The organism is Mesorhizobium sp. 1B3 (assembly GCF_050958605.1).
Classification (GTDB): domain Bacteria; phylum Pseudomonadota; class Alphaproteobacteria; order Rhizobiales; family Rhizobiaceae.
The window spans coordinates 102068-123271 of sequence record NZ_JBJHDO010000012.1 but is presented as its reverse complement, the minus strand read 5'-3'; the positions used below and the strand labels follow the sequence as shown (position 1 = coordinate 123271).

Sequence of the window (21204 nt, the reverse complement as noted above, 5' to 3'; positions counted from 1 at the left end):
TTTATTCGCGTGATGTCCTGCATATACTTTGCGGATGTCTCGTCTGCTTTGCCCTCGGCGGATTCTGACTCTCGGCGCGGTCCTCGCGCTGGCTCTCTTCAATTTTCAACAGGCCCGAGCCTCCGAAGCGGTGGACGTGGAACTCGTCCTTGCCGTCGACGTGTCACTGTCGATGTCGCCGACCGAGCTCGACATCCAACGCGATGGCTACGCGGCGGCCTTGACCGACCAGCGTGTGATCGACGCCATCGCGCAAGGCGCCAACGGACGGATCGCCATCACCTATTTCGAATGGGCCGGAACGACCACGCATCATGTCGTCGTCCCCTGGACTGTCATCGAGACGCGGCAGGATGCAGAGAGGATCGCGGCGCGCCTGTCGACGACGCCGCCCAGCAGCGCGCGTCGCACTTCGATCTCGAGCGCGCTGGAGTTCGGAGCCGACCTTTTCGCGGAGAGCCAGTTCCGTGGCGCCAAGCGCGTCATCGACATCTCGGGCGATGGCCCTAACAACCAGGGTGCTCCCGTCCACTTCACCCGCGACGCGGTGGTCGCTCAGGGCATCATCATCAATGGCCTGCCCTTGATGACCAATGGCGGCCTGGTCAGCGCCTATGATGTCGAGGATCTCGATCGCTATTACGCCGACTGCGTGATCGGCGGGCCGGGCGCCTTCATGATTCCGGTCAATGACTGGTCGCAGTTCCCGGAAGCGGTGCGTCGCAAGCTGGTGCTGGAGCTGGCCGGTACCGCGCCTCGACCCGGAGCCAACGAAGGCCGCCTGCCGGTGCTGCTCGCCCAGGACAAATCCGGCTACGACTGCATGGCCGGCGAGAAGCTCTGGCGCGACCGTTCGGGCATGTGGGACGTGCGGTAGGGTCTATGCCGCCAACAGCTGCTTGCGGTCCACCCGCTCCTGTTGAGGCGAGCGCGAATAGAGCTCGCGGTAGCATTTGGAGAAATGCGAAGCCGAGACGAAGCCGCAGGCGACGGCCACTTCCACCACGGGTAGCGACGACTGGATCAGGAGATGGCGGGCGCGATCGAGTCTGATCTCCAAATAATATCGTGCCGGCGAGCGGCCCATCTCGTGCCGGAACAACCGTTCGATCTGGCGGCGCGACAGGCCGACATCGTCGGCGATCTCGATAAGCGACAAGGGCTCCGAAAGATTGGCTTCCATCAATTCGATGATGCTGAGCACCTTGGCGTTCTGTACGCCCAGACGAGCTCTGAGCGGCAGACGTTGACGGTCGGTCGGGCTGCGGACACGATCCGTCAGCACCTGCTCGCATACACGGTTGACCAGGCTGTCGTCGAAATCGTCCCCGATCAGCTTGAGCACCATATCCAGTGCGGCCGTACCCCCGGCGCAGGTGTAGATGTTCTGGTCGACCTCGAAGAGGTCGGCGAAGACATTGGCCTTGGGGAAGGCTTCGGAGAAACCCGGCAGGTTTTCCCAATGGATCGCGCAGCGCTTGTTGGAAAGCAGGCCGGCCGCCGCCAACACATGTGCGCCCGTGCACAGGCCGCCGATCGCCACGCCGCGATTGTATTCCTCGCGCAGCCAGGCGAAGACGGACTTGTTCTGATAAGTCTCGACATTGATGCCGCTGCAGACGATCGCCATCGACGGACGCTCGGGGCCAGCCATCTTCCGCCGCTCGTCGTCGAGCGAGGTGTTGACGGCGCACAGGACGCCGTTCGAGGCCGGCACCGGCTTGCCGTCGGCGCTCGCCAGGCGCCAACGATACGCCTCGTAGCCCAGCATTCGATTGGCAATGCGCAGCGGTTCCAGCGCGGTCGCGAAGGCGACCATGGTGAAATCAGGTACGAGAAAGAAAACCAGCGATCGTTTGATCGGATGCTTGACAGCGTTCACGGACCTCCCCCCGAAGCGCTATGACGCGAACAGAATGTCGCGATCAGCAAAGCGTCTTAGCAAAAGCGATTGTTGTCAATCGCCTGCATCGGAAGGGAGCGACAAAATTTGCGACGCGTGACGCTTTTCGAACAGCGACGCCCTTCCGATCAACCGACGAACACGCCGAGCCTCGTCCCCGCGATGGCGGCGGTCTGCCCAGGCATCGTCTTGCCAAGGCGTTGGCGCTCCAACGTGGTGGTCATGTTGGTAGAGCGACGGGCAGAGAAAAAGCGGGAGAAGAGTTTCATGACACAGGCTCCATGCCGTCGTTACACGGGTGCCTTCGCGTGCTGGAGTGGGGCATCTCGTTGACGCGCTGGATATAGTAATCGCGCGGCACGCATAAGGCGCAAAATACGAAGCGGCCCACGGCAAAAGCGACATCAGGGCTGCGACCTGCTGCCGCACCTATCCAATTTCTTGCATGGATTACAAGGCGTTGAAATCGCCGGTTGCCGGCGGCCCACTTTGTTCAGGGACGCCGTGCCGGCCTCGCGTCGCTCGCGGGGGAGTTGGCCTGCCGGCCCGCGGCAGGCCAGTTTCCCTCGACATTATCTGTTTCCCCCGGCCCAGGAACCGACGCTGAGCGGGAGGCGGTGGTGGCGGACCGCGTCGGGCCAGCCGATATCCTTCTGAACTTCCAGCGGCAGGGCATCGATGATCCGCCGGGTCCGTATCTCGGCCCGCGCTGCCTGCCAATCATTTGCGTAATGCCGCAATGCTGAGATGAGCGACATTGTCCTTCTCCTCTCTGTTGGCGACCGGTTTCCTTCCGATCCATGTTGACTATCGCGCTTCCCTAGTGTTCAATCAAACGAAATGGAATGATCGTCCAATTCAATAAAATTGAAGGCGTGCCATGACTGCTCCGCTCAATCATCCGCTTCCGCTGCTTGACCTCGACGTGTTGCGCACCTTCGTTGCGATTGCCGAAACCGGCAGTTTCACGACGGCGGCAAATGCCGTGTTCCGCACGCCCTCGGCCGTCTCCATGCAGATCAAGAAATTGGAGGATATTCTGGGGCGCGCCGTGTTCTCGCGGGATGCGCGCTCGGTATCCCTGACCACCGATGGCGAGATGCTGCTCGGTTACGCGCGTCGCATGCTGGCGATCAATCGCGAGGCGGTGTCGAAGTTCATCGTTCCCGATATCACCGGCGTGGTCCGCCTGGGTTCGCCGGACGACTATGGCGAGCGTGTCCTGCCGCATGTCCTGAAGCGTTTCGCCCAGTCGCATCCGTCGATCGCCGTCGACGTGGTCATCGACCAGAGCAGCAATCTTCGCCGACGCATGGACGACCGCACGCTCGACATCACGCTGCTCACCAATTCCTTCAAGGTCAGCATGGAGGGTACGGAGGTTCTGCTGACGGAACCGATCGTCTGGGCGGGCGCCAAGGGCGGTTGCGCTCATCTGCGCGAGCCGTTGCCGGTATCACTATGGGAGGAGGGTTGCGCCTGGCGTGCGGGCGCGCTGGAGGCGCTCGGTCGGGAAGGGCGCAATTTCCGGATTGCCTATATGAGCGCGCATACCGCTGGGCAACGTGCCGCCATCATGGCCGACCTTGCCGTGGCGCCGTTGCCGAAATCGTTTCTGGGCTGCGACATGGTGGAACTCAGCACCAAGGATGGGATGCCGGATATCGGAACCTACAGCGTGGCCATGATCGTTTCGCCGGAGGCCAGCCCGCCTGTGCAGGCGGCTGCCGACCACATCCGTGCCGCCTTCGAGGTGTTCAGGGAGACGGGACGGTTCTGAGCACGGGCATGCTGAGAAAGGCGACCATCCTGTCGCGCGCCTTCCGGGCTTCCGGCATATCGATCAGCGGCCAGACGTGGATCATGCCGGGACCGGATACGAGTTCGACATCGACGCCCGCCGCACGCGCCCGTTCGGCGAAAAGCTTGCTGTCGGGATAGAGCAGGTCGCGGGTCCCGGCGAAGAGCAGCGTTGGGGGCAGGGTGGCGAGATCTCCATAGACCGGACTGATGCGCCAATCCGTGGGTGCGATGCCGGCTCCGTAGAGGCGCACTGCTTCCATTCCGCCGGGGATGCCGAGCCAAGGGTCGATGCGCTCCACCTCGTAAATCTCCGGATTGGCCAGCGACATGTCGAGGCCGGGCGAGATCAGCACCAGCCGGGACGGTGCAGGCAGGCCTTCCTGTCGGGCCATCATGGTGAGCACAACGGCCATATTGCCGCCGGCAGAATCGCCCATGAAGACGATGTCTTCCGCTGGCATCTTGGAAAGCATCTGGCGGTAGACCTCGTTTACCATGCCGAACATGGCGTGGAAGTCATGTTCCGGCGCCAGCGGATAGATCGGCACGGTAATGCGCGCGGAAAGCCGCTCCGCCATTTCGGCGATCAGCCCCCAATGAAACTTGGTGATCTCAAAGACATAGGCGCCTCCATGCAGGTAGAGGATGCGCATGGAACCGGGACGTGCCGACGTTATCTCGTATACCGGGAACCCATGGACGTCACGCTTCGTGACGTCCAGGCGCGCAGCGATCTTGGCGGGCGGGCGGTGGTCCTGCGTCTTGCGCGCACGGTCGATCCAGCGATGCAACCCCTCGGCGCTGGTGAACGCCTTCTTGCGGCTGTGCTTGAGAACCAGGGCGACGAGATGGCTTTTCAGGCTCGGCATACGGAATTCCACGGCGCGGCCGCGCCCGCTCGGACTTTCCCAAACCTGCCGGAGCCAGCTGAAAAGTCAATCAGCTCCTGCGCCGTGCCGCGCGTTCCTCGCGGGAGCGCCGGCGAGGCGCGCCATCCCCGCCGCCGAGGCCTTCCGAGACCGCCTTGCGTGGCGGCAGCTTCACCTGCTCCGAGAGCTTGAGGAAAGGGTCCACCTTGTTGGGCAAGGCCATGGCGTCGACGAAAAGCTGCTGGAAATGGGGTTCGAGCGCTGTCTCGATCTTCTCGATGCGCGCCACTTCCGTTTCGATCTCGCGGCGATGGTTGCGGTTGAGCAACGCCATCAATGCACCGGTGCCGGCCGCGTTCCCGACGGCCTTCACCTCCGACAGCTCACAGTCCGGGATCAGCCCCAGCACCATGGCGTATTTAGGGTCGATGAAGGAGCCGAAGGCTCCGGCGAAGCGGATCGTGTCGACATGGTCGATGCCCTGCTTTTCCATGAGAAGCTTTACCCCGGCATAAAGCGCGGCCTTGGCGAGCTGAATGGCGCGCACGTCATTCTGAGTGACAGTGATGCGCGGCTCGCCGTCATGGAGCAGATAGGAGAACGTGCGGCCGTTCTGAAGGATGCGCGGGCTTCTGCCGGCCAGCGTGCCGTCGACCACCCCGTCTTCGGAGACGATGCCACACAGATACATCTCGGCGATCACCTCGATGATCGCCGAGCCGCAGATGCCTGTAACACCCGTCGCCGCGGCCGCTTCCGCGAAACCTTCTTCGTCCGACCATTTCTCGACGCCGATGATGCGGAACCTGGGTTCAAGCGTTTCGGGATCGATGCGCACGCGCTCGATCGCGCCGGGCGCGGCGCGTTGTCCGGAGGAAATCTCCGCGCCTTCGAAGGCCGGCCCTGTCGGCGACGAGGCCGCGACGACCCGTTTGCGGTTACCGAGTACGATCTCGGCATTGGTGCCGACATCGACCAGCAGCATCATCCTGTCCTGCCGGTATGGGCCCTCCGACAGGGTGGCGGCCGCCGCATCGGCACCGACATGGCCGGCAATGCATGGCAGCATATAGAGGCGCGCGCCGGGATTGACGGCGATGTCGAGTTCGCGTGCCCAACATTGCAGCGCGCCGGAAATGGCGAGCGCGAACGGCGCCTGGCCGAGTTCTGTCGGATCGATGCCCAGGAAGAGATGGTGCATGATCGGATTGGCGACGAACACGCAGTCGAAGATGTCTTCCTTGTTGACCCCGCCTTCCTGGCACACCTTGGCGATTAGTGCGTTGACCGCCTCGCGCACGGCCTTGGTCATCGCTTCGCGGCCGTCCGGATTCATCATCACGTAGGAAACGCGGCTCATCAGATCCTCGCCAAAGCGGATCTGAGGGTTTGACGTGCCGGACGACGCGGCGATGCGGCCCGACAAAAGCGACACGAGATGCATGGCGATCGTCGTGGAGCCGATGTCGCAGGCAATGCCGTAGGCCTCGTTCTTCAGGCCGGGAAACAGTCCGATGATGAAGGGTCGGGAAGAGCCGGCGTCGCGGTGGACGGCGGCGGTGACGGTCCAATTCCCCTTGCGCAGGATCGATTGCACCTGCGGGATGAGATGCTGCGAGATCAGGAGGTCCTTCCAGCCCCAGTCCTTCTCGAGGACGGACTTGAGCCGGTCGAGGTCGCCGAGCGGCTTGTGCATGTCCGGCTCGTCCACCTCGACGTAGCAGAGATGGACGGCCGGATCGCGTTCGATGACCCTGTCGGTTGCGGCCTTGCGCACCACCTGGGCATTGATGACGGTGTCCTGCGGCACGTCGATGACGAGGTCGCCCTCGATCGTGGCGGAACAGGAGAGGCGACGGCCTTCCGGCAGGCCGCGGATGCGCTCGTAGCGCTCCTCCTTGGGGCCTTTGGCCGATATGTGCCCGTGCGAGGAGACGATCTTGTGCTTGGCGAAACTGCCTTCCTGCACCTCGATCTGGCAGCGCCCGCAGGTGGCCCGCCCGCCGCACACGCTCTCCACATAGACGCCGAGCGATCGCGCTGCGTCGAGGATCGGCGTGCCCTTGGGAAAGCGCCCGCGCTTGCCGGACGGCATGAAAAGCACGAGCGGGTCGGTGATATTGGCGGGAGGGTTCAATTCAGTGCTTCCTCGGGATGCGGACACTCGGCGCCACCCCCCTCTGTCCTGCCGGACATCTCCCCCTCAAGGGGGGAGATTGGCAGCTCCGGCATCAACGATACTCTCGCAGCCGTGGCGATTGGCGACAACGTACGTGACGGCCGATCTCCCCCCTTGAGGGGGAGATGTCCGGCAGGACAGAGGGGGGTGATGCCGAGCACGATGGAACTCTCTACCCTCTCGCCATTCTCGCCTCGCGGCCGCCGCGGCGGCGGGCGCCATTGTTCGCTGCGGTCTCAATCGGAGCAGGGGCGGCATGGCCGCCTTCGACCGGCTTGTAGTCCTTGTAGGTCTTGATCCAGGTCGTGCAGTGCTCGTCCGTGCCCGCCAGAACATTGGCGCCGCGAACGGCCTCCATTTCCTGCGGCCGGCAAGGGTTCATGATGGCGCTGGTCATGCCGGCGCCGATCACCATGGGAATGAAGGCCGCGTTGATGCCGTGGCGGTGCGGCAGGCCGAAGGAGATGTTGGAGAGGCCGCAGGTTGTGTTGACCTTCAGCTCTTCGCGCAGCCGGCGCAACAGCGTGAAGACCTGCCGGCCGGCATCGCCCAGCGCGCCGATGGGCATGACCAGCGGATCGACCACAACGTCGTGGGCGGGAATGCCGTGATCGGCTGCGCGCTCGACGATCTTCTTGGCGACGGCGAAACGCACGTCCGGATCCATGGAGATGCCGGTCTCGTCATTCGAGATCGCGACGACAGGGACATTGTACTTCTTCACCAGCGGCAGGATGGCTTCGAGCTTCTCTTCCTCGCCGGTCACCGAGTTCACCAGCGGACGTCCCTTGGCGACTTTCAGTGCCGCCTCGATCGCAGCCGTCACCGAGCTGTCGATGGACAGAGGCAGATCAACCAGCTCTTGGACGATCTCCAGGGTCTGCACCAGCAACGCCGGTTCGGTCGCGTTGGGATCGACGGCAGTGACCCCGGCATTGACATCGAGCATGGTGGCGCCGGCGGCGGCCTGCTCCAGCGCGTCCTTGCGAACAGTATCGAAATTGCCGGCGATCATCTCGGCGGCGAGCTTCTTGCGGCCGGTCGGATTGATGCGCTCGCCGATCACGCAGAAAGGCTGGTCGAAACCGATGATGATCTCTTTTGTCGCCGAGGCGACGATGGTGCGGGTCATGATCTCTCCGTGGGACAAGTTCGTTGCGTCGATGCCGCAAGCCGGCTCAATGCGCCGTCTTCACCATCTCGGCCTGAGTTTCGGTGACATTGTCATGCAGTATGTGTTCGAGCCGCTGGGCGACGAGCTGGTCGTCCCGGCGCGCCTCGCGTTTCCAGGGCCGGCGGCCTTTCAGCACGCCGGATTCGTCGACGATCTCTGCGACATATTCCTCCTGGCGATAGGCCATGACGTGGATGCCGGAGACGCCGGGGATCTCCTTGACCTCGTTGATGATGTCGATCGCCAGCTGCTTGCCTTCCTTCTTCTGGTCGGCCGCGCCTTCGAGCCGTTCGATCACCGAGTCCGGTATATGGACGCCCGGCACGTTCGAGCGGATCCACCGAGCGGTCCTGGCCGAGGCGAGCGGACCGACGCCGCACAGGATGAAGCATCGTTCGGCGAAGCCGAGGTCGACCACCCGCTTCATATATTCGCGGAACATGGGGACGTCGAAACAGTATTGGCTCTGCACGAACTGCGCGCCGGCGGCGATCTTCTTTCCGAGCCGGTAGGGGCGGAAATCATAGGGCGGGGCGAACGGGTTGATGGCCGCGCCGAGGAACACTTCCGGCCGCGTGGTCAATTTTCTTCCCGAAAGGAACTTGCCTTCGTCCCGCATGACCCGGATGGTCTCGAGCAGCGACATGCAGTCGAGGTCGAATACCGGCTTGGCGCCCGGCTGATCGCCGGCCTGCACGCCGTCGCCGGTGAGACACAATATGTTGCCGACCCCCATCGCGGCCGCGCCCAGCACATCGCCCTGGATGGCGATGCGGTTGCGGTCGCGGCAGGAGATTTGCATGATCGGCGCATAGCCCATGCGGGTGAGCAAGGCGCAGATGCCGACGGAAGACATGTGGCAGTTGGCGCCGGAGGCATCGACGGCGTTGATGCCGTCCACCCAGCCCTCGAAGATCCTGGCACGGTTGTAGACGTCTTCCGGATCGGCGCTGTCCGGCGGATTGAGTTCCGCCGTCACCGCGAACTCGCCGCGCCGCAAGATGCGCTCGAGGCGTCCGCGAGAGGAATGGCCGGGAAGGGGATCCAGCGGCAGATGTGCGCCTTCAGGGTTCTCGTCGCGCTGCGGCGGACGGCCGTTCATGCCAAGGCTCCCGAACGTTTCTTCTCCCGTTCCGCCGCGGCCAGCGCGGTCACGCGCAGCCAGGCGGAGGTTTCGCGCAATGACTGGTCCACCGGCTTCTGGACGTCGAGGATGGCATCGCCGTGGAGCATGTTGCGCGATCCTTCCCAGGCCTTCACCCAGACGCAGGGCATGTCGGGCTCGACCTCGCAATTGCCATTGGCGCGTACGCCACCGCATGGACCGTTGCGAAGCTGCTTGGGGCAGTTCATCGGGCAGGACATGCCCGTCGACGAAAGCACGCATTGGCCGCACATGCGGCAGTCGAACAGCAAGCCCTTCACACGCTTTTCGACGAATGTCACCGGAGCTTCGACCCGGCCGTAGCCGATCGCTTTCCAGAGCGGATGGAGCGTCAGGAAAGCATCGGCGAAACGGGCATAGAACCATTCGAGCAGGCGCGAGTGCCGCACGGACCACAGCCGCATTGTGTAGCGACGCTGAACGCGTCTTTGCGGCGATACGTCCGCCGGCTTGTAGTCGCTTTTCGGCGCTGCCTTCCTGACCAGCGTCGCTTGGGTGACGGTCGGCGACGTATCAGACATCTTCCTTGCCGCCTGCTTTGACCAGGGCGACCAGTCGCTCCCGATCGTATTGTGCATCGAGGTCTTGGAAGGCCTTTTCCGCTTCGGTTTCGAGGTCGTCGGAAACCGTTACCGGTTCTGCCTTGCGCCATTCGGCAAGATAGGCATCCGTCTCGCCGGCGCCGGTCCGCATCGCGCACATGTCGATCGCTTCGGTGAAGCGCAGCGGCAGCTCACGCTTGGCGCTCTGACGGCCCTTCTTCACAATGACCTGCGCCGGGATATCGCGCCAATAAACGACAATCAGTTCCGCCATTTCGAGCCCGCTTTGCCAGATTGTCCCGAGCATTGCCGCAAGCGCATGCACCCCGCTTCTCATGGGACGACGCGGGCGCATTCAAAAGCGACGTGCCTCGATGTCGCGAAGAGGCGATGGCGTGGCGCGCGAAGGAGTGTAGGCTTCAGAAGAGCCAGCCGAGGGCAGCATAGGTGGCTGCGCCGACCGAGCCGACCACGACCGCCGTGACGGTCAGCGCCGCCACGCCGACGAGGCCGCCGACCGCGAAGAGAAGTCCGTCGCGTTCGACGAGCGACAGCCCCATCAATGCCGTGGAAAAAGCGGGAAGCCAGTTGCCCAGCGGGATCGGCAAGGTCACCACGACTGCCATGACAAACGCCAGGAAACCGATCACGCAATCGCCCTGCCTGCGCCAGAACGGCCAATAGCGCGGGCGGATGATGCGCTCGAGGCGGATGAGGCGAGGCACCACCCAGCCCATGGCCGAGCGGAACTGATCGGCCGAGATCGAGCGGTCCATGACGAAGGCGGGCAACCAGGCGCGGCGGCTGCCGCACATCATCTGCGCGGCCACGACCACCATGGGCAGGCCGAGGAAGGTCGAAGCTCCGGGAGGCATGGGGATGAGATTGAAAGCGGCGAAAACGACCAGCAGCGCAGCGAAGCCTCGTTCCCCCAAGGCGTCATGAATGCATCGGACCGAAACGCGTTCCCCAGGCCTGCGCGCGATGCGCATGAAGAGGCGAGAGAGCCGAGCCGGACGCCGCTGCGCCACGCCTGCAATCGCCACTTCGTCGAAGCTGCTCTGTTGATCGCCCATGCCTTTTTCCCCAAGCCGTCTTCGCGGCCATGCCCCGTGCGGATTATGCTCTTGGCGGGTTAACCGTTGATGACGCGCTCGAGCGCCTTTGCGTGCTTTCGGGGGCGGGACGACGTTCCATTTCCTCTGTCAGCGGCGGAATTCGAGGATATCGAGCTTGGATTCGCGGCGAGGCGAGGGCATCTCGATGCGCCATTCCGACAATCCGGTGCGGAAGGCATACCCTACCTGGTCTGTTTCTGGTCCAGCACCATAAGACTTGGCTTTTTCTCCGGCCACGTAGCCTGAGCCGAGATAGATGAGGCGCGTATCGCTGTCGGTGTAGAAGCGGCCCTTGGTGCGCTGCGAGCCGGTCAGCTTCTCCAGCATCCAGCCTGATCCGTCGTCGGTCACCCTGCATTTGAACCACCCGTAGACGACGAGCGGAACGAGCTTGCCGGCCTTCGTCGTCCTGCACCGCCATTCGCCGGTCATGTCGAAATCGGAAAACGAGATGGCCGGCTTGGAAAAGGTGGCCTCCAATTGACCTATGTCCTGGGGTGCTCCGCCTGCCTTGGCCTCCGCAAGCGCTAGAGCTCTCACGGCTTCGTAGTTTCTCAGCCTGACCTTGTCGGCATCCGTCATGATTTTATCGACGACGCCATCGGCTAAAGCCGGGCTCGCCGCGAAGAGCAGAAGCGCGGCGAGGGCTGTTCTCGGGGTCATTCTTTCTCCGGATGTAGCACGACGGTAGGAGAGCGTCGGAATGTGGGCGCTTTAGTGTTCATCGCGGGCTGGAGGCAGCGCGTTTGAGCGCAGTAGCCAGATCGCCGTAGCCGGTCGCCCGACGTTCATAAGCGAGGCCGAGCATCCGCGCCGCGCCTTCGGCGACCTTGTCGAGCGCCGGGTCATCGGTCTGGGCTAGATAGATCAGCTTCTCGTAGCTGCCGAAATAGTCCTTCGCGAGTTCGGGGTGACGGTCCAAGCCGAGTGGGCGAATGAAGAAGGCATCGAACTGGCGGCAAAGGAAATCGGTCATGTAGAAGGCCAGCATGTCCGCCTCGCCCGATGCCTCGAACGCGGCATTGCCTTGATAGAAGGCGAAGCAATGCGGCCCGGCAATCCGCTCGACGCCATGCTTTTCGAGCACGCGGTCGAGTAGCCCACCCGTGCCGCAGTCGCCGTAGCCGGCGAAGATCTGGTCGAAGCCTTCGGCCCGTGCCTCGGCGATGGCCGCATCCATGGCTGCCGGTATGCGGTCGGGGTGGAAATGAAACTCGGCCGGCAGGCATTTGAGATCGAGATGATCGAGGCCGAGTTGCTGCTTTACCGCCAGCACTTCGCGCGCCAGCATTCCGCAGGCGATCACCCGCAGCTTCCGGGGCTTGGTGTCGAGACGGTCGCCCGTCATGGAACAACTGTGGCCTTTGTTCGTTCGTTCGCTTGAAAGTAGCGAAAGAGGGAGATTACGTCCATGAAGCTGTCCAGGCTTGCTCCGCTTGCCCTGATCATTTCAGCCCTGATGATTACTGCCTGCGCGAACACGGTTCGCGGCGTCGGCAGGGATGTCAAGGCCACCGCGAACGCCGTCGAAGATACCGTCGACTGACGGTGGAATGAGAAAGGCGGGCAAGCTGAACTACGCCGTAGCGCGTAGATTGTGCTTGCGCCTGACGAATTCCTTGGCTGTCTCGACAGCCACGGCGGCATCCCTGCAATATGCATCGGCGCCTACCGCTTTCCCGAATTCCTCGTTGAGAGGGGCACCACCGACGAGAACGACGTAGTCGTCCCGAATGCCCTTTTCCTTCATCGTATCGATGACGACTTTCATGTATGGCATGGTCGTGGTGAGCAGCGCCGACATGCCGATAATGTCAGGCTGATGCTCTTCGATGGCATTCAGATAGTTCTCGACCGGATTGTTGATGCCGAGGTCGATCACGTCGAAGCCGGCACCCTCCATCATCATGCCGACGAGATTCTTGCCGATATCGTGGATGTCGCCCTTGACCGTGCCGATGACGAGCTTGCCTTGCTTGGGCGCGCCGGTTGCCGCGAGCAACGGGCGGAGGATCGCCATGCCAGCCTTCATCGCATTGGCCGACAGCAGCACTTCCGGCACGAACAGGATGCCGTCGCGAAAATCCTCGCCGACGATGCGCATGCCTTCCACCAGGGCTTCGGTCAGGACCTTGTAGGGCGCCCAGCCGCGGTCGAGCAGGATGCGGGTGCCTTCCTCGATCTCTTCCTTGAGGCCGTCATAGAGATCGTCATGCATCTGCTGGACAAGTTCGTCGTCGGACAGTTCGGACAGGATGATCTCGTCGTCGGACATGGAAGGCTCCTCGCGCCGCGCTGGGAGGTCCCGAAAGACCCCTGTTTCCCCGTCAATATCTAGAGCCAAGCGACCCCGGCGCCATAGCCGAATTGCGACCTTCTGCAGAACGAAAGCGACCGGGAAGCCGGTGATTTTCCTGTCGATTTTACGACAGGGTTTGGCGCTGGCTGGCCGTTTCCGTTAGGGTGGCGGACTACGATCCAGCCAAGGTCGCTCGACGCGACGAGACATGATTCAGGGAATACGGCCATGGAAGACAACCTCGCAGCCGGTCAGGAAGCGGGCGGCGGCAGGCGCGGCAGAGGCGAACGCGGTGGTGCCGCGGCGCGCCGAGCGGCTCGCTCCGGCGGCGGTCCGGGCCAGTCGCTTACCTATATCCGCCGGAAGATCAGGGTTTACGAGGTGCTGGACGAAGAAGGCCTGGCTCTGATCGAGAAGAATGCCGATAGGGTACTCGAGGAGATCGGCATCGAGTTCCGCGACGATGCCGAGGCGCTGGCCTTGTGGAAGGAGGCCGGGGCCGACGTGAAGGGCCAGCGCGTGCATTTTCCACGGGGACTGCCGCGATCGCTCCTGAAAACGGCGCCGTCGAGCTTCACCCAGCATTCCCGCAACCCCGAACGCTCGGTCCGGATCGGCGGCGACGCCACCGTATTCGCGCCGGTCTATGGACCGCCTTTCGTGCGCGATCTCGACGGCAACCGTCGCTACGCCACGATCGAGGACTTCCGCAATTTCGTGAAGCTCGCCTATATGGCGCCGGCGATCCACCATTCCGGCGGCACCTTGTGCGAACCGGTCGACGTTCCGGTGAACAAGCGTCACCTCGACATGGTCTATGCGCATATGCGCTATTCGGACAAGCCGTTCATGGGCTCGGTCACGGCGCCGGAACGAGCCGAGGACACGGTCGCAATGGCCAAGATCTTGTTCGGCGAAACATTCGTCGATGAGAATACCGTCGTCATCAACCTGATCAACGCCAACTCGCCCATGGTGTTCGACGAAACGATGCTGGGTGCGGCGAAGGTCTATGCTCGCGCCAACCAGGCGACCATCGTCACGCCTTTCATCCTCTCCGGGGCGATGAGCCCGGTGACTGTCGCGGGCACGCTGACCCAGGTATTGGCGGAAGTCCTGGCCGGCGCTGCTTTCACGCAGCTCGTCCGGCCCGGCGCCCCGGTGCTGTTCGGCACATTCGCCTCCTCGATCTCCATGCAGTCGGGCGCGCCGACCTTCGGAACGCCGGAACCTTCACTGGTCTCTTACGGCGCGGCGCAGCTTGCCCGTCGCCTGGGCCTTCCCTTCCGCACCGGCGGATCGCTCTGCGCCTCCAAGATCCCGGATGCGCAGGCGGCCTACGAGAGCGCCAATACGCTCAACTCCACGCTGCTTGCCGGCACCAACTTCGTTCTCCATGCGGCTGGCTGGCTCGAAGGTGGACTTGCCTCATGCTACGAGAAGTTCATGATGGACATCGACCAGCTCGGCATGCAGCAGAAATTCGCCGAGGGCGTCGATCTTTCCGAGAACGGGCAGGCGATGGACGCCATCCGCCAGGTGGGGCCGGGCAGTCATTATCTCGGCTGCGACCATACCCAGGCGAATTTCCAGACGGCATTCTATCGATCCAACATCGCCGACAACAATTCCTTCGAGCAGTGGCAGGCGGAAGGCGAGAAAACGGCGCCGCAGCGCGCCAATGAGCTCGCGCGGCGCTGGCTCGAAAGCTACGAGGCGCCGGCGATCGATCCGGGGATCGACGAGGAACTCAGAAGCTTCATCGCCAGGAAGAAGGCTTCGATGCCCGACGCTTTCACATGAAAGGAGCCCGCGTCAGGCCGGGCTAAAGTGGCCGACATCATCCACAAGGAGGTCTGGCGGAGCGCGTTCTCCGAACCGGGACCGGGATAGCCGTGCGCCTGTTGACCGACATATCCGCTTGTCTCGCCGACGCCGGCATGATCCTGCGCGGCGGCTTTAATTTCGGCGAAGCCGACGATCCTCCAGCCGGACCATCAGGGGGACCGGCCAAATCAGCCGTGCTTGTGGGGCATGCGGGAGCCTCGCACTGGCCGTATTTCAAGGCGTGGCGGTACGGACAACCTAGCGATGTCGACGATCCGTTGGATCGCTGGAGCCGGGATGTCATCGATGGTATCGCGCGGAAACATGGGGCAAGAGCCGTTTTCCCTTCCGACCGGCCGTATCTGCCCTTCCAGCAATGGGCGATGCGCGCCGAAAGGCTGAAGCCGTCCCCCCTCGGCATCCTCATGCATCCCGTCTACGGGCTCTGGCACGCCTATCGCGGGGCTCTGCTGCTGGAGGTTGCCGTCCCTGTCGGAGAACCTCTCGAGACGATTCATCTTTGCGATCTATGTGTCGGGAAACCTTGCCTGAAATCGTGCCCGACCGGAGCTCATTCGGAAGCGGGATTTGCCTATCAGAAGTGTCTGGCTCATGTGCGCTCGAAGGACGGACAGACATGCCTGGTGGCCGGTTGCCTCGATCGCAACGCCTGCCCACACGGCACGTCGTACCGCTATCCCGAGGACATGCAGGCGTTCCATATGAGGGCATTCGCTGCTTGATCCGCGGGCCGGTCAACGCCCGATACTATTGAGATCGGCGGCTTTCGGAGTTTCGGGCTTGGGGGCGTTCGGTTCGGTCGGTGGCTGTTGTGCTGCAGGGGCCTGTGCCTGAGGCCGCTTGGCGGCGACGCCCCGGCCATCGATGAAGCCCTTGTAGACGAAGCCGCGATGGCCTTTGTAAACGACCTCGCACCAGGACTCGCATTTGACGAGCCCGACGACGGCATTGTCCGGAATGATCGTGACGACGGCGGCTTCATCACGAGGCCCGGATCGCATTTTGACATGCGTCGTCACGGTGACATTGCTGGACGGGGCGGCGCCGCTTCCGGCGGGCTCAGCCGGCTCCCTTGATGGCGTGGTCTCGGCGGTTTCGGTCTCCGTTTCGGCAGGGGAAATGGCGGCAGTTGCCGTCTCATCGGCCGGCTCGGGGGACATTGGCGGCGACGCCTCGTCCAGAGGCCCCGTCGGATTGTCAGGCGGCGAAGTGGCAGGAGGTGGCGATTGCTGTTCCATGGGCGCGGCGAGGCCCTCTTGGGTCGATCCTTCCGCAGTTCCGAACGGGGTGGCATCCTCGGCACTGTTCAAGCCTTCGGTCGTGTCGGCCAACGGTGGCGCCGACGGCTTGTCTTCGGCGGGGGGCATGCCGGTCTTGGCCCAGCGGGGGTCGTCGGCAGCCAGCGCCTCCACCTCGGGCTGAGCGTCATTCTTCTGCGCTTCCCGCTGGCGCGCCTCCAATGTCAGCTGGCGCAGAGCCTCGCTCGCGGTCGTGCCGGACATGGAAGGTTTGTCCATGGGTTTCGCCGCGGAGGGCGGCACGATCGAAGTCGGGGCCCCGGGACCGTTCGATGGCGGATCGGCGAAGGGAGCCGTGAAAAACGCGGCCAATGCGCCAAGACTGGCGAGGGCGACAAGAGTGGCTCCGCTCAGCAGAAGACGCCGGGTTCTCGGCTCGAGCTGTTTTGCTTCAGCTTGTTCTGGAAGGGGGGCTTGAACATGTTGCGGGACCGTTTCCCGCTCAGACGGGCTTGTCAACGCACTCTCCACGCAAGACTACTATCCCCGCCCCGACCCGACTAACTGCTCCGCGATTGTGGCTTTGCCGCGTTCAGAGTGCCACATTCATAAGAAGTTTACCATGGTCGCTCGGTTTGCTGCAATTTGGCCACCACATTGGCCGCAAGGGAGGAGCCGCTCATGACGAAATCGAACATCGAGATCAGAACGCGGGACGGTGTCGCGAAAGCCGGCCTGTTCGGCACTGGTCCGAACGGATGCGGGGTTATCCTCTACATGGACGCGTTCGGGCCTCGTGCGGCACTCGACGCCATGGCGTCGCGGCTGGCCGGGCAGGGATACCTCGTCCTCGTGCCGGACCTTCTTTACCGCTCGGGCCCCTATGGCCCGTACGACGCGAAAACTGCCTTCAGCGAGGAGAAGACGCGCGGCGAGCTCATGGCGATGATCTCCGGCACGACCCAGGCCATGAGCCAGCGCGACACGGCGGCCTTCGTCGAAGCGTTGGATAGTGCCGGGGCGCGGGGGCCGATCGGAACGGTCGGCTATTGCATGGGTGGCGCCCGTGCGCTCAATGCGGCTGCCGCCTTTCCGGAGCGGATCGCGGCAGCCGCGAGCTTCCATGGCGGCCATCTCGCCGCCGATACTCCGGACAGCCCGGCAAGCAATGCCGCCAAGATCAAGGCTCGCGTCTATGTCGGCGTCGCCGGTATCGATCAGAGCTTCCCACCGGAGCAGTCCGGGCGATTGGCAGAGGCGCTGCGCCGCGCCGAAGTGGACCACATCATCGAGAACTATGTCGGCATGCGACACGGATGGGCCGTGCCGGACCATGGCGTCTTCGACGCTGACGGCGCGGAACGCCATTGGAGACGCCTGACCACGTTCTTCGGGGAAGCCTTGCGAGGGTAGAGTTCTGTAGGTCAAGAGGAAGTGCTTCGCGTCGCGAATTAGGCACAACCGACACGAAAGCTGCCGCCAGGCAACGGACGCACAAAGGGTTAGCCCATCATTTGGAACCAATACGTAAGGTCGAGTGCCGCGTCAGCCGCGCGGCAGCGCGATCTCCAGTCCCGAAATAACGACTAATGCTGCCAACAGGACGAGGCCACAGAGTATGGCGGCCCCTGTTACCGCGTTCGGGCTAGTTGAGAGTTTCATGCCAATCCTCCCGAGGTTGACATTACTCCGAAAGTAGTGCGACTGTTTATGACACTTTTGTGACAGATCTGTGTCAGACAAGCGGGGGTTGTGCAATGCAATATGAACCTCGCCGCGCAGGCGCGCTTCCCAGTCATCCCTGGCCAATTTCAGATACTTTTCCCGGTTGGCGAGCGTATTTCGTCGTTGTTGCTTCTTTTGCTTTTCTCGTTTTGTTGGCGAGCTTCCTCCAGGACGTTCTGCTTTTGGAGGGTACAATTTCCAAATCGTCGAAGATATGGCTGCTCGATGTAGACGTCGAGCAGAGCGCCTTCACCTGGATATCTGTCCTTGCCTTCTTCTTCGCGGCACAGGTGCTCTTTCAACTCGGACAAGTGGCCTTCCTCCGCAATAGCCGTTTCAAATGGCACTGGCTCTTCCTGGCGGGCTTGTTTCTGCTCCTGTCCTTCGACGAGTTCTCAGGCGTCCATGAGAAGATCTCCGCCGGCCTGGCTTCGCAATTCGACAATACGGGGCTGTTCTATTTCGCCTGGGCTGCGCCTGCAGGGCTCCTGGCCTTGCTTGGGCTTGCAGCGTTCATTCCCTTTATCCGGTCGTTCCCGCCACGGCTCGCCACGCTCCTGATGCTCTCGGCAGCGATCTTTCTGTTCGGCGCGGTGGGAATGGAAATGGTGGGCGGGGCGATGGCCGAAGCAGGCGGCCTCGATTCGTTGAATTATCGCCTCGCCACCACTGTGGAAGAGGGCGCGGAACTGACGGGTGTGCTTCTCTTTGTCTATGTGCTCCTGTCGTATCGCGAAACGCTTCCCGCGGCTGGAGCTTGATGGCCGCGACAACTCAGTAGCCGCCGACGATCGGCAGGATCTCGCCGGTAATGTAGCTCGAGCAGTGCGGCGAAGCCAGGAACACGTAAGCCGGCGCGATCTCCTCCGGCTGTGCCGGCCGCTTCATCGGCGTTTTCGAGCCGAAAGTCGAAACAGCCTTGGCCTGTTTTTCCGAGGGGTTGAGCGGTGTCCAGACCGGACCGGGAGCGACGCAATTCACCCGGATGCCTTTCCCGATCAGGTTGCTGGAAAGCGCGCGGGTAAAGGCATGGATGCCACCCTTTGTCATCGAATAGTCCACCAGATCGGGGCTGCCTTCTATACCTGTGACCGACCCTGTGTTGATGATCGCGGCTCCCGGCTTCATGTGGGCAACTGCCGCCTGCGCCATATGGAAGTAACCGTAGAGGTTGGTTTTCAGCGTTGTGTCGAAATGTTCCTCGGTCAGGTCTTCAAAATCGACCTCGTGGATCTGGAACGCGGCATTGTTCACCAGCACGTCCAGCCGTCCTAACTGCTTTACCGTCTCGGCCACCGCTTTTTCGCAATAATCGCGCTCGCTGACATCGCCCGGCAGAAGGATCGCGCGCCGCCCCTCCTTTTCCACCGCCCTTTTCGTTGCTTCGGCGTCCCTATGCTCGCAAAGATAGGCGATCGCCACGTCCGCGCCTTCCCTGGCGAAGAGGACCGCGACGGCGCGGCCAATGCCGGAATCGCCACCAGTCACGAGTGCAATCTTTCCTTCCAGCTTTTTCGAGCCGACATAGAAGGGCGCGTCATAGAGCGGTTGCGGCTCGATGTCGTGCTCCATGCCGGGTTTGGGATGATGTTGCTTGGGGAAGGGCGGTTCGGGATATTCTCGGGCGCCGGCCTGCATCGCGCCGCCTTTCTCCTTTCCGTCGCCTTTTCTTTTCGCGTCGCGCGCGTCGACTTTCCTCTGGATCGAGCGCTGTTTCTTCGCCTCCGCCTGTGCGGAAACCGGGGTCGTGGCCATTGTCGATCTCCTTATGCCGTGTCGAGGTGTAACGCCTGACCGCTTGAATGGTTGAGCATGAGGAAGATGCAAATTTCTGCCGGAAATGCCGAAGGCGCGCGGGCAAGCGAGGCAGGGACGACGAGGCTGCTGCGTCACGCGCTTCGCTCGGCTTCGGCCCGATGATGACGAAGTGGAGAACGGAATGCCAAGCACAAACCTTGGCTATCGGGGGATGCCCTCCGCGCAATCGTCATCCCCCGGGCCCGAAGGGCGGGAATTACCCGAGGATCCGGTCCGCACCGTACCCGCTACGCCGGAAGGCTTCAAAAGTCAGGCACGCTGCCGGCGGCGTTCACGCCGGCCTTCGCCGGCAGTGCCGTTCGAACTGGCAGCCTTGTTGCGCAATGGGCCGATGCGCTCGACGATCGTGTCCAGGGTAGGGCGGTTCTCTTTGCGATGCGCATCGAGCGCCTTGCGCATGGCGGCGAGGTGGGAAAAGGACGTGCCACAGCAACCGCCGACGATCCTGGCGCCGCCGTCGACGGCAAGGCGGACATAGTCGGACATCAGTTCCGGCGTGCCGGAATAATGGATTTCCGAGCCGCGGAATTCCGGAATGCCGCAATTGCCCTTCACGATCACCGTGGCGTCCGGCCTGGCGTCGGTCATGTCGAGCAAGGAGGCCAGGATGTCGGCCGCACCGACGCCGCAATTGGCGCCGACGGCGAGCGGAGCGGCAGCCAACCCGTCGGCGACGCCATGAATATCCCGGGGAAGCAGTCCCATCATGGTGCGTCCGGCGGTGTCGAAGGAACCGGTATAGGTATAGGGCAGCCCGACACGGATCGCGGCTTCCGCGGCGGCGCGGATTTCCTCGGGCGCCGACATGGTCTCGATCCAGGCGACCTCGGCGCCCCCTGCCTTCAACCCTTCGATCTGCTCGGCGAAGGCCTCCACCGCCTCCTCATAGGTGAGAGCGCCGAGCGGCGCGAGCAATTCGCCGGTGGGGCCGACAGAGCCGGCGACGATCACCTTGCGGCCGGCCTTGTCGGCAACCGCGCGCGCAATCTCCGCCGCTCGGCTGTTGAGGGCATGGACGCGGTCTTGTGCATGATGGAGCTTCAGCCGGTGGCGCGTGCCACCGAACGAATTGGTGAGGATGATGTCGGCACCGGCATCGATGAAGCCCTGATGCAGCGCCGCGATTTTTTCGGGTGCGCTCTCGTTCCACAATTCCGGCGCTTCGCCGGCTTCCAGCCCCATGGCGAAAAGATTGGTGCCGGTCGCGCCATCGGCCAGAAGCACGCCCTTTTCTGCGAGGAGGACGTCGATCGGATTGATCATCGGACAAGTCTCGGTAGCGGGAGATAAAGATATAAAGAAATCCTTATATCTATTCGAGATCGACTTCAAGGCACTGCCTGGATCTAGTTCTGTGGCCGATGCGTCACACAGGACGACGCATTTCCGTTCGGGTCAAAAAGCAATTGAAAGCCAAACAATAGTATTTCACCCTCACAACGAGGGCGGGCTTGGGTTTTGGTGCAGAGGGGACCTCATAAATGCGCCTCAGCCGCTTTGCCCGCGATCGCCTGGCACCACGA

23 protein-coding genes are annotated in these 21204 nt (G+C 62.8%); 7 read left to right on the top strand and 16 right to left on the bottom strand.

Annotation, left to right across the window (positions count from 1 at the left end; translation table 11 throughout):
• Nucleotides 1–34: 34 nt before the first annotated feature.
• A complete protein-coding gene (locus ACCO56_RS26515) occupies nt 35–877 on the top strand; it encodes a DUF1194 domain-containing protein (RefSeq protein WP_433643908.1) in 843 nt (280 codons plus the stop codon).
• Between the two features lie 3 nt (nt 878–880).
• Here ACCO56_RS26515 and ACCO56_RS26510 read toward each other — a convergent pair whose 3' ends face one another.
• From ACCO56_RS26510 to ACCO56_RS26500, 3 genes are all read right to left on the bottom strand, one after another.
• Nucleotides 881–1819 carry a GlxA family transcriptional regulator gene (locus ACCO56_RS26510; protein ID WP_433643995.1) on the bottom strand — a complete coding sequence of 313 codons (939 nt, stop codon included), beginning with the start codon at nt 1817–1819 and terminating at the stop codon, nt 881–883.
• Between the two features lie 212 nt (nt 1820–2031).
• Nucleotides 2032–2172: a hypothetical protein gene (locus ACCO56_RS26505; RefSeq protein WP_433643907.1), complete on the bottom strand. Its 141-nt coding sequence runs from the start codon at nt 2170–2172 to the stop codon at nt 2032–2034.
• 303 nt (nt 2173–2475) lie between these two features.
• The gene (locus tag ACCO56_RS26500; RefSeq protein WP_433643906.1) at nt 2476–2661 is read right to left on the bottom strand and encodes a hypothetical protein; all 186 of its coding nucleotides are present in this window, start codon (nt 2659–2661) and stop codon (nt 2476–2478) included.
• 122 nt (nt 2662–2783) lie between these two features.
• On the opposite strand from ACCO56_RS26500, the gene ACCO56_RS26495 reads away from it, so the two are divergent.
• On the top strand, nt 2784–3683 hold the full coding sequence (locus ACCO56_RS26495) for a LysR substrate-binding domain-containing protein (RefSeq protein WP_433643905.1): 900 nt from the start codon (nt 2784–2786) through the stop codon (nt 3681–3683).
• On the opposite strand, the gene ACCO56_RS26490 is transcribed toward ACCO56_RS26495, so the two are convergent.
• From ACCO56_RS26490 to ACCO56_RS26450, 9 genes are all read right to left on the bottom strand, one after another.
• Nucleotides 3661–4575 carry an alpha/beta hydrolase gene (locus tag ACCO56_RS26490; protein ID WP_433643904.1) on the bottom strand — a complete coding sequence of 305 codons (915 nt, stop codon included), beginning with the start codon at nt 4573–4575 and terminating at the stop codon, nt 3661–3663. The genes ACCO56_RS26495 and ACCO56_RS26490 overlap by 23 nt on opposite strands.
• A gap of 70 nt (nt 4576–4645) precedes the next feature.
• The gene (locus ACCO56_RS26485; RefSeq protein WP_433643994.1) at nt 4646–6670 is read right to left on the bottom strand and encodes an ASKHA domain-containing protein; all 2025 of its coding nucleotides are present in this window, start codon (nt 6668–6670) and stop codon (nt 4646–4648) included.
• 256 nt (nt 6671–6926) lie between these two features.
• On the bottom strand, nt 6927–7886 hold the full coding sequence (locus ACCO56_RS26480; protein ID WP_433643903.1) for a methyltetrahydrofolate cobalamin methyltransferase: 960 nt from the start codon (nt 7884–7886) through the stop codon (nt 6927–6929).
• Nucleotides 7887–7932: 46 nt separating this feature from the next.
• Entirely contained in the window at nt 7933–9030 is a 1098-nt protein-coding gene (locus tag ACCO56_RS26475; protein WP_433643902.1) for a methylenetetrahydrofolate reductase, read from the bottom strand.
• Nucleotides 9027–9614, bottom strand: a complete 588-nt coding sequence (locus tag ACCO56_RS26470) for a methylenetetrahydrofolate reductase C-terminal domain-containing protein (protein ID WP_433643901.1) — start codon at nt 9612–9614, stop codon at nt 9027–9029. The genes ACCO56_RS26475 and ACCO56_RS26470 overlap by 4 nt, the downstream gene beginning before the upstream one ends.
• Nucleotides 9607–9909, bottom strand: a complete 303-nt coding sequence (locus ACCO56_RS26465) for a virulence factor (protein ID WP_433643993.1) — start codon at nt 9907–9909, stop codon at nt 9607–9609. Before ACCO56_RS26465 ends, ACCO56_RS26470 begins: the two co-directional genes overlap by 8 nt.
• Nucleotides 9910–10054: 145 nt before the next feature.
• Entirely contained in the window at nt 10055–10711 is a 657-nt protein-coding gene (locus ACCO56_RS26460; protein ID WP_433643900.1) for an exopolysaccharide biosynthesis protein, read from the bottom strand.
• Nucleotides 10712–10840: 129 nt separating this feature from the next.
• Complete coding sequence (locus ACCO56_RS26455; RefSeq protein WP_433643899.1) at nt 10841–11416, bottom strand: DUF4893 domain-containing protein; 576 nt, start codon at nt 11414–11416, stop codon at nt 10841–10843.
• Between the two features lie 58 nt (nt 11417–11474).
• Nucleotides 11475–12101, bottom strand: coding sequence for a DUF1638 domain-containing protein (locus ACCO56_RS26450; protein WP_433643898.1), 627 nt, complete (start codon nt 12099–12101; stop codon nt 11475–11477).
• 63 nt (nt 12102–12164) lie between these two features.
• On the opposite strand from ACCO56_RS26450, the gene ACCO56_RS26445 reads away from it, so the two are divergent.
• Complete coding sequence (locus ACCO56_RS26445) at nt 12165–12299, top strand: EncA/B family entericidin (RefSeq protein ID WP_433643897.1); 135 nt, start codon at nt 12165–12167, stop codon at nt 12297–12299.
• Between the two features lie 30 nt (nt 12300–12329).
• Here the strand turns inward: ACCO56_RS26445 and ACCO56_RS26440 are convergent, their stop codons facing one another.
• Nucleotides 12330–13028, bottom strand: coding sequence for a corrinoid protein (locus ACCO56_RS26440; RefSeq protein ID WP_433643896.1), 699 nt, complete (start codon nt 13026–13028; stop codon nt 12330–12332).
• A gap of 252 nt (nt 13029–13280) precedes the next feature.
• On the opposite strand from ACCO56_RS26440, the gene ACCO56_RS26435 reads away from it, so the two are divergent.
• Both ACCO56_RS26435 and ACCO56_RS26430 read left to right on the top strand, forming a co-directional pair.
• Nucleotides 13281–14855 carry a trimethylamine methyltransferase family protein gene (locus tag ACCO56_RS26435; RefSeq protein WP_433643895.1) on the top strand — a complete coding sequence of 525 codons (1575 nt, stop codon included), beginning with the start codon at nt 13281–13283 and terminating at the stop codon, nt 14853–14855.
• Nucleotides 14856–14992: 137 nt separating this feature from the next.
• Nucleotides 14993–15622: a hypothetical protein gene (locus ACCO56_RS26430; RefSeq protein ID WP_433643992.1), complete on the top strand. Its 630-nt coding sequence runs from the start codon at nt 14993–14995 to the stop codon at nt 15620–15622.
• Nucleotides 15623–15634: 12 nt separating this feature from the next.
• On the opposite strand, the gene ACCO56_RS26425 is transcribed toward ACCO56_RS26430, so the two are convergent.
• Entirely contained in the window at nt 15635–16417 is a 783-nt protein-coding gene (locus ACCO56_RS26425; RefSeq protein ID WP_433643894.1) for an SH3 domain-containing protein, read from the bottom strand.
• Nucleotides 16418–16819: 402 nt separating this feature from the next.
• Between ACCO56_RS26425 and ACCO56_RS26420 the strand changes: the two genes are divergently transcribed.
• Both ACCO56_RS26420 and ACCO56_RS26415 read left to right on the top strand, forming a co-directional pair.
• Nucleotides 16820–17551 (top strand): dienelactone hydrolase family protein, encoded by a 732-nt coding sequence (locus ACCO56_RS26420; RefSeq protein ID WP_433643893.1) that lies wholly within the window; start codon nt 16820–16822, stop codon nt 17549–17551.
• A 494-nt stretch (nt 17552–18045) separates the two neighbouring features.
• Nucleotides 18046–18624 (top strand): hypothetical protein, encoded by a 579-nt coding sequence (locus tag ACCO56_RS26415; RefSeq protein WP_433643892.1) that lies wholly within the window; start codon nt 18046–18048, stop codon nt 18622–18624.
• Nucleotides 18625–18637: 13 nt separating this feature from the next.
• Here ACCO56_RS26415 and ACCO56_RS26410 read toward each other — a convergent pair whose 3' ends face one another.
• Both ACCO56_RS26410 and bmt read right to left on the bottom strand, forming a co-directional pair.
• Entirely contained in the window at nt 18638–19618 is a 981-nt protein-coding gene (locus tag ACCO56_RS26410; RefSeq protein ID WP_433643891.1) for an SDR family oxidoreductase, read from the bottom strand.
• A 312-nt stretch (nt 19619–19930) separates the two neighbouring features.
• A complete protein-coding gene (gene bmt, locus ACCO56_RS26405) occupies nt 19931–20944 on the bottom strand; it encodes a betaine--homocysteine S-methyltransferase (protein ID WP_433643890.1) in 1014 nt (337 codons plus the stop codon).
• Nucleotides 20945–21204 lie beyond the last annotated feature (260 nt).

Coding starts and splice junctions, on each gene's coding strand:
- ACCO56_RS26425 (WP_433643894.1), bottom strand. CDS start 16,417: ATGGACAAACCTTCCATGTCCGGCACGACCGCGAGCGAGGCTCTGCGC.
- ACCO56_RS26465 (WP_433643993.1), bottom strand. CDS start 9,909: ATGGCGGAACTGATTGTCGTTTATTGGCGCGATATCCCGGCGCAGGTC.
- ACCO56_RS26515 (WP_433643908.1), top strand. CDS start 35: ATGTCTCGTCTGCTTTGCCCTCGGCGGATTCTGACTCTCGGCGCGGTC.
- ACCO56_RS26490 (WP_433643904.1), bottom strand. CDS start 4,575: ATGCCGAGCCTGAAAAGCCATCTCGTCGCCCTGGTTCTCAAGCACAGC.
- bmt (WP_433643890.1), bottom strand. CDS start 20,944: ATGATCAATCCGATCGACGTCCTCCTCGCAGAAAAGGGCGTGCTTCTG.
- ACCO56_RS26485 (WP_433643994.1), bottom strand. CDS start 6,670: ATGCCGTCCGGCAAGCGCGGGCGCTTTCCCAAGGGCACGCCGATCCTC.
- ACCO56_RS26440 (WP_433643896.1), bottom strand. CDS start 13,028: ATGTCCGACGACGAGATCATCCTGTCCGAACTGTCCGACGACGAACTT.
- ACCO56_RS26450 (WP_433643898.1), bottom strand. CDS start 12,101: ATGACGGGCGACCGTCTCGACACCAAGCCCCGGAAGCTGCGGGTGATC.
- ACCO56_RS26455 (WP_433643899.1), bottom strand. CDS start 11,416: ATGACCCCGAGAACAGCCCTCGCCGCGCTTCTGCTCTTCGCGGCGAGC.
- ACCO56_RS26495 (WP_433643905.1), top strand. CDS start 2,784: ATGACTGCTCCGCTCAATCATCCGCTTCCGCTGCTTGACCTCGACGTG.
- ACCO56_RS26430 (WP_433643992.1), top strand. CDS start 14,993: ATGATCCTGCGCGGCGGCTTTAATTTCGGCGAAGCCGACGATCCTCCA.
- ACCO56_RS26505 (WP_433643907.1), bottom strand. CDS start 2,172: ATGAAACTCTTCTCCCGCTTTTTCTCTGCCCGTCGCTCTACCAACATG.
- ACCO56_RS26420 (WP_433643893.1), top strand. CDS start 16,820: ATGACGAAATCGAACATCGAGATCAGAACGCGGGACGGTGTCGCGAAA.
- ACCO56_RS26480 (WP_433643903.1), bottom strand. CDS start 7,886: ATGACCCGCACCATCGTCGCCTCGGCGACAAAAGAGATCATCATCGGT.
- ACCO56_RS26460 (WP_433643900.1), bottom strand. CDS start 10,711: ATGGGCGATCAACAGAGCAGCTTCGACGAAGTGGCGATTGCAGGCGTG.
- ACCO56_RS26445 (WP_433643897.1), top strand. CDS start 12,165: ATGAAGCTGTCCAGGCTTGCTCCGCTTGCCCTGATCATTTCAGCCCTG.
- ACCO56_RS26410 (WP_433643891.1), bottom strand. CDS start 19,618: ATGGCCACGACCCCGGTTTCCGCACAGGCGGAGGCGAAGAAACAGCGC.
- ACCO56_RS26510 (WP_433643995.1), bottom strand. CDS start 1,819: ATGGTCGCCTTCGCGACCGCGCTGGAACCGCTGCGCATTGCCAATCGA.
- ACCO56_RS26475 (WP_433643902.1), bottom strand. CDS start 9,030: ATGAACGGCCGTCCGCCGCAGCGCGACGAGAACCCTGAAGGCGCACAT.
- ACCO56_RS26435 (WP_433643895.1), top strand. CDS start 13,281: ATGGAAGACAACCTCGCAGCCGGTCAGGAAGCGGGCGGCGGCAGGCGC.
- ACCO56_RS26500 (WP_433643906.1), bottom strand. CDS start 2,661: ATGTCGCTCATCTCAGCATTGCGGCATTACGCAAATGATTGGCAGGCA.
- ACCO56_RS26470 (WP_433643901.1), bottom strand. CDS start 9,614: ATGTCTGATACGTCGCCGACCGTCACCCAAGCGACGCTGGTCAGGAAG.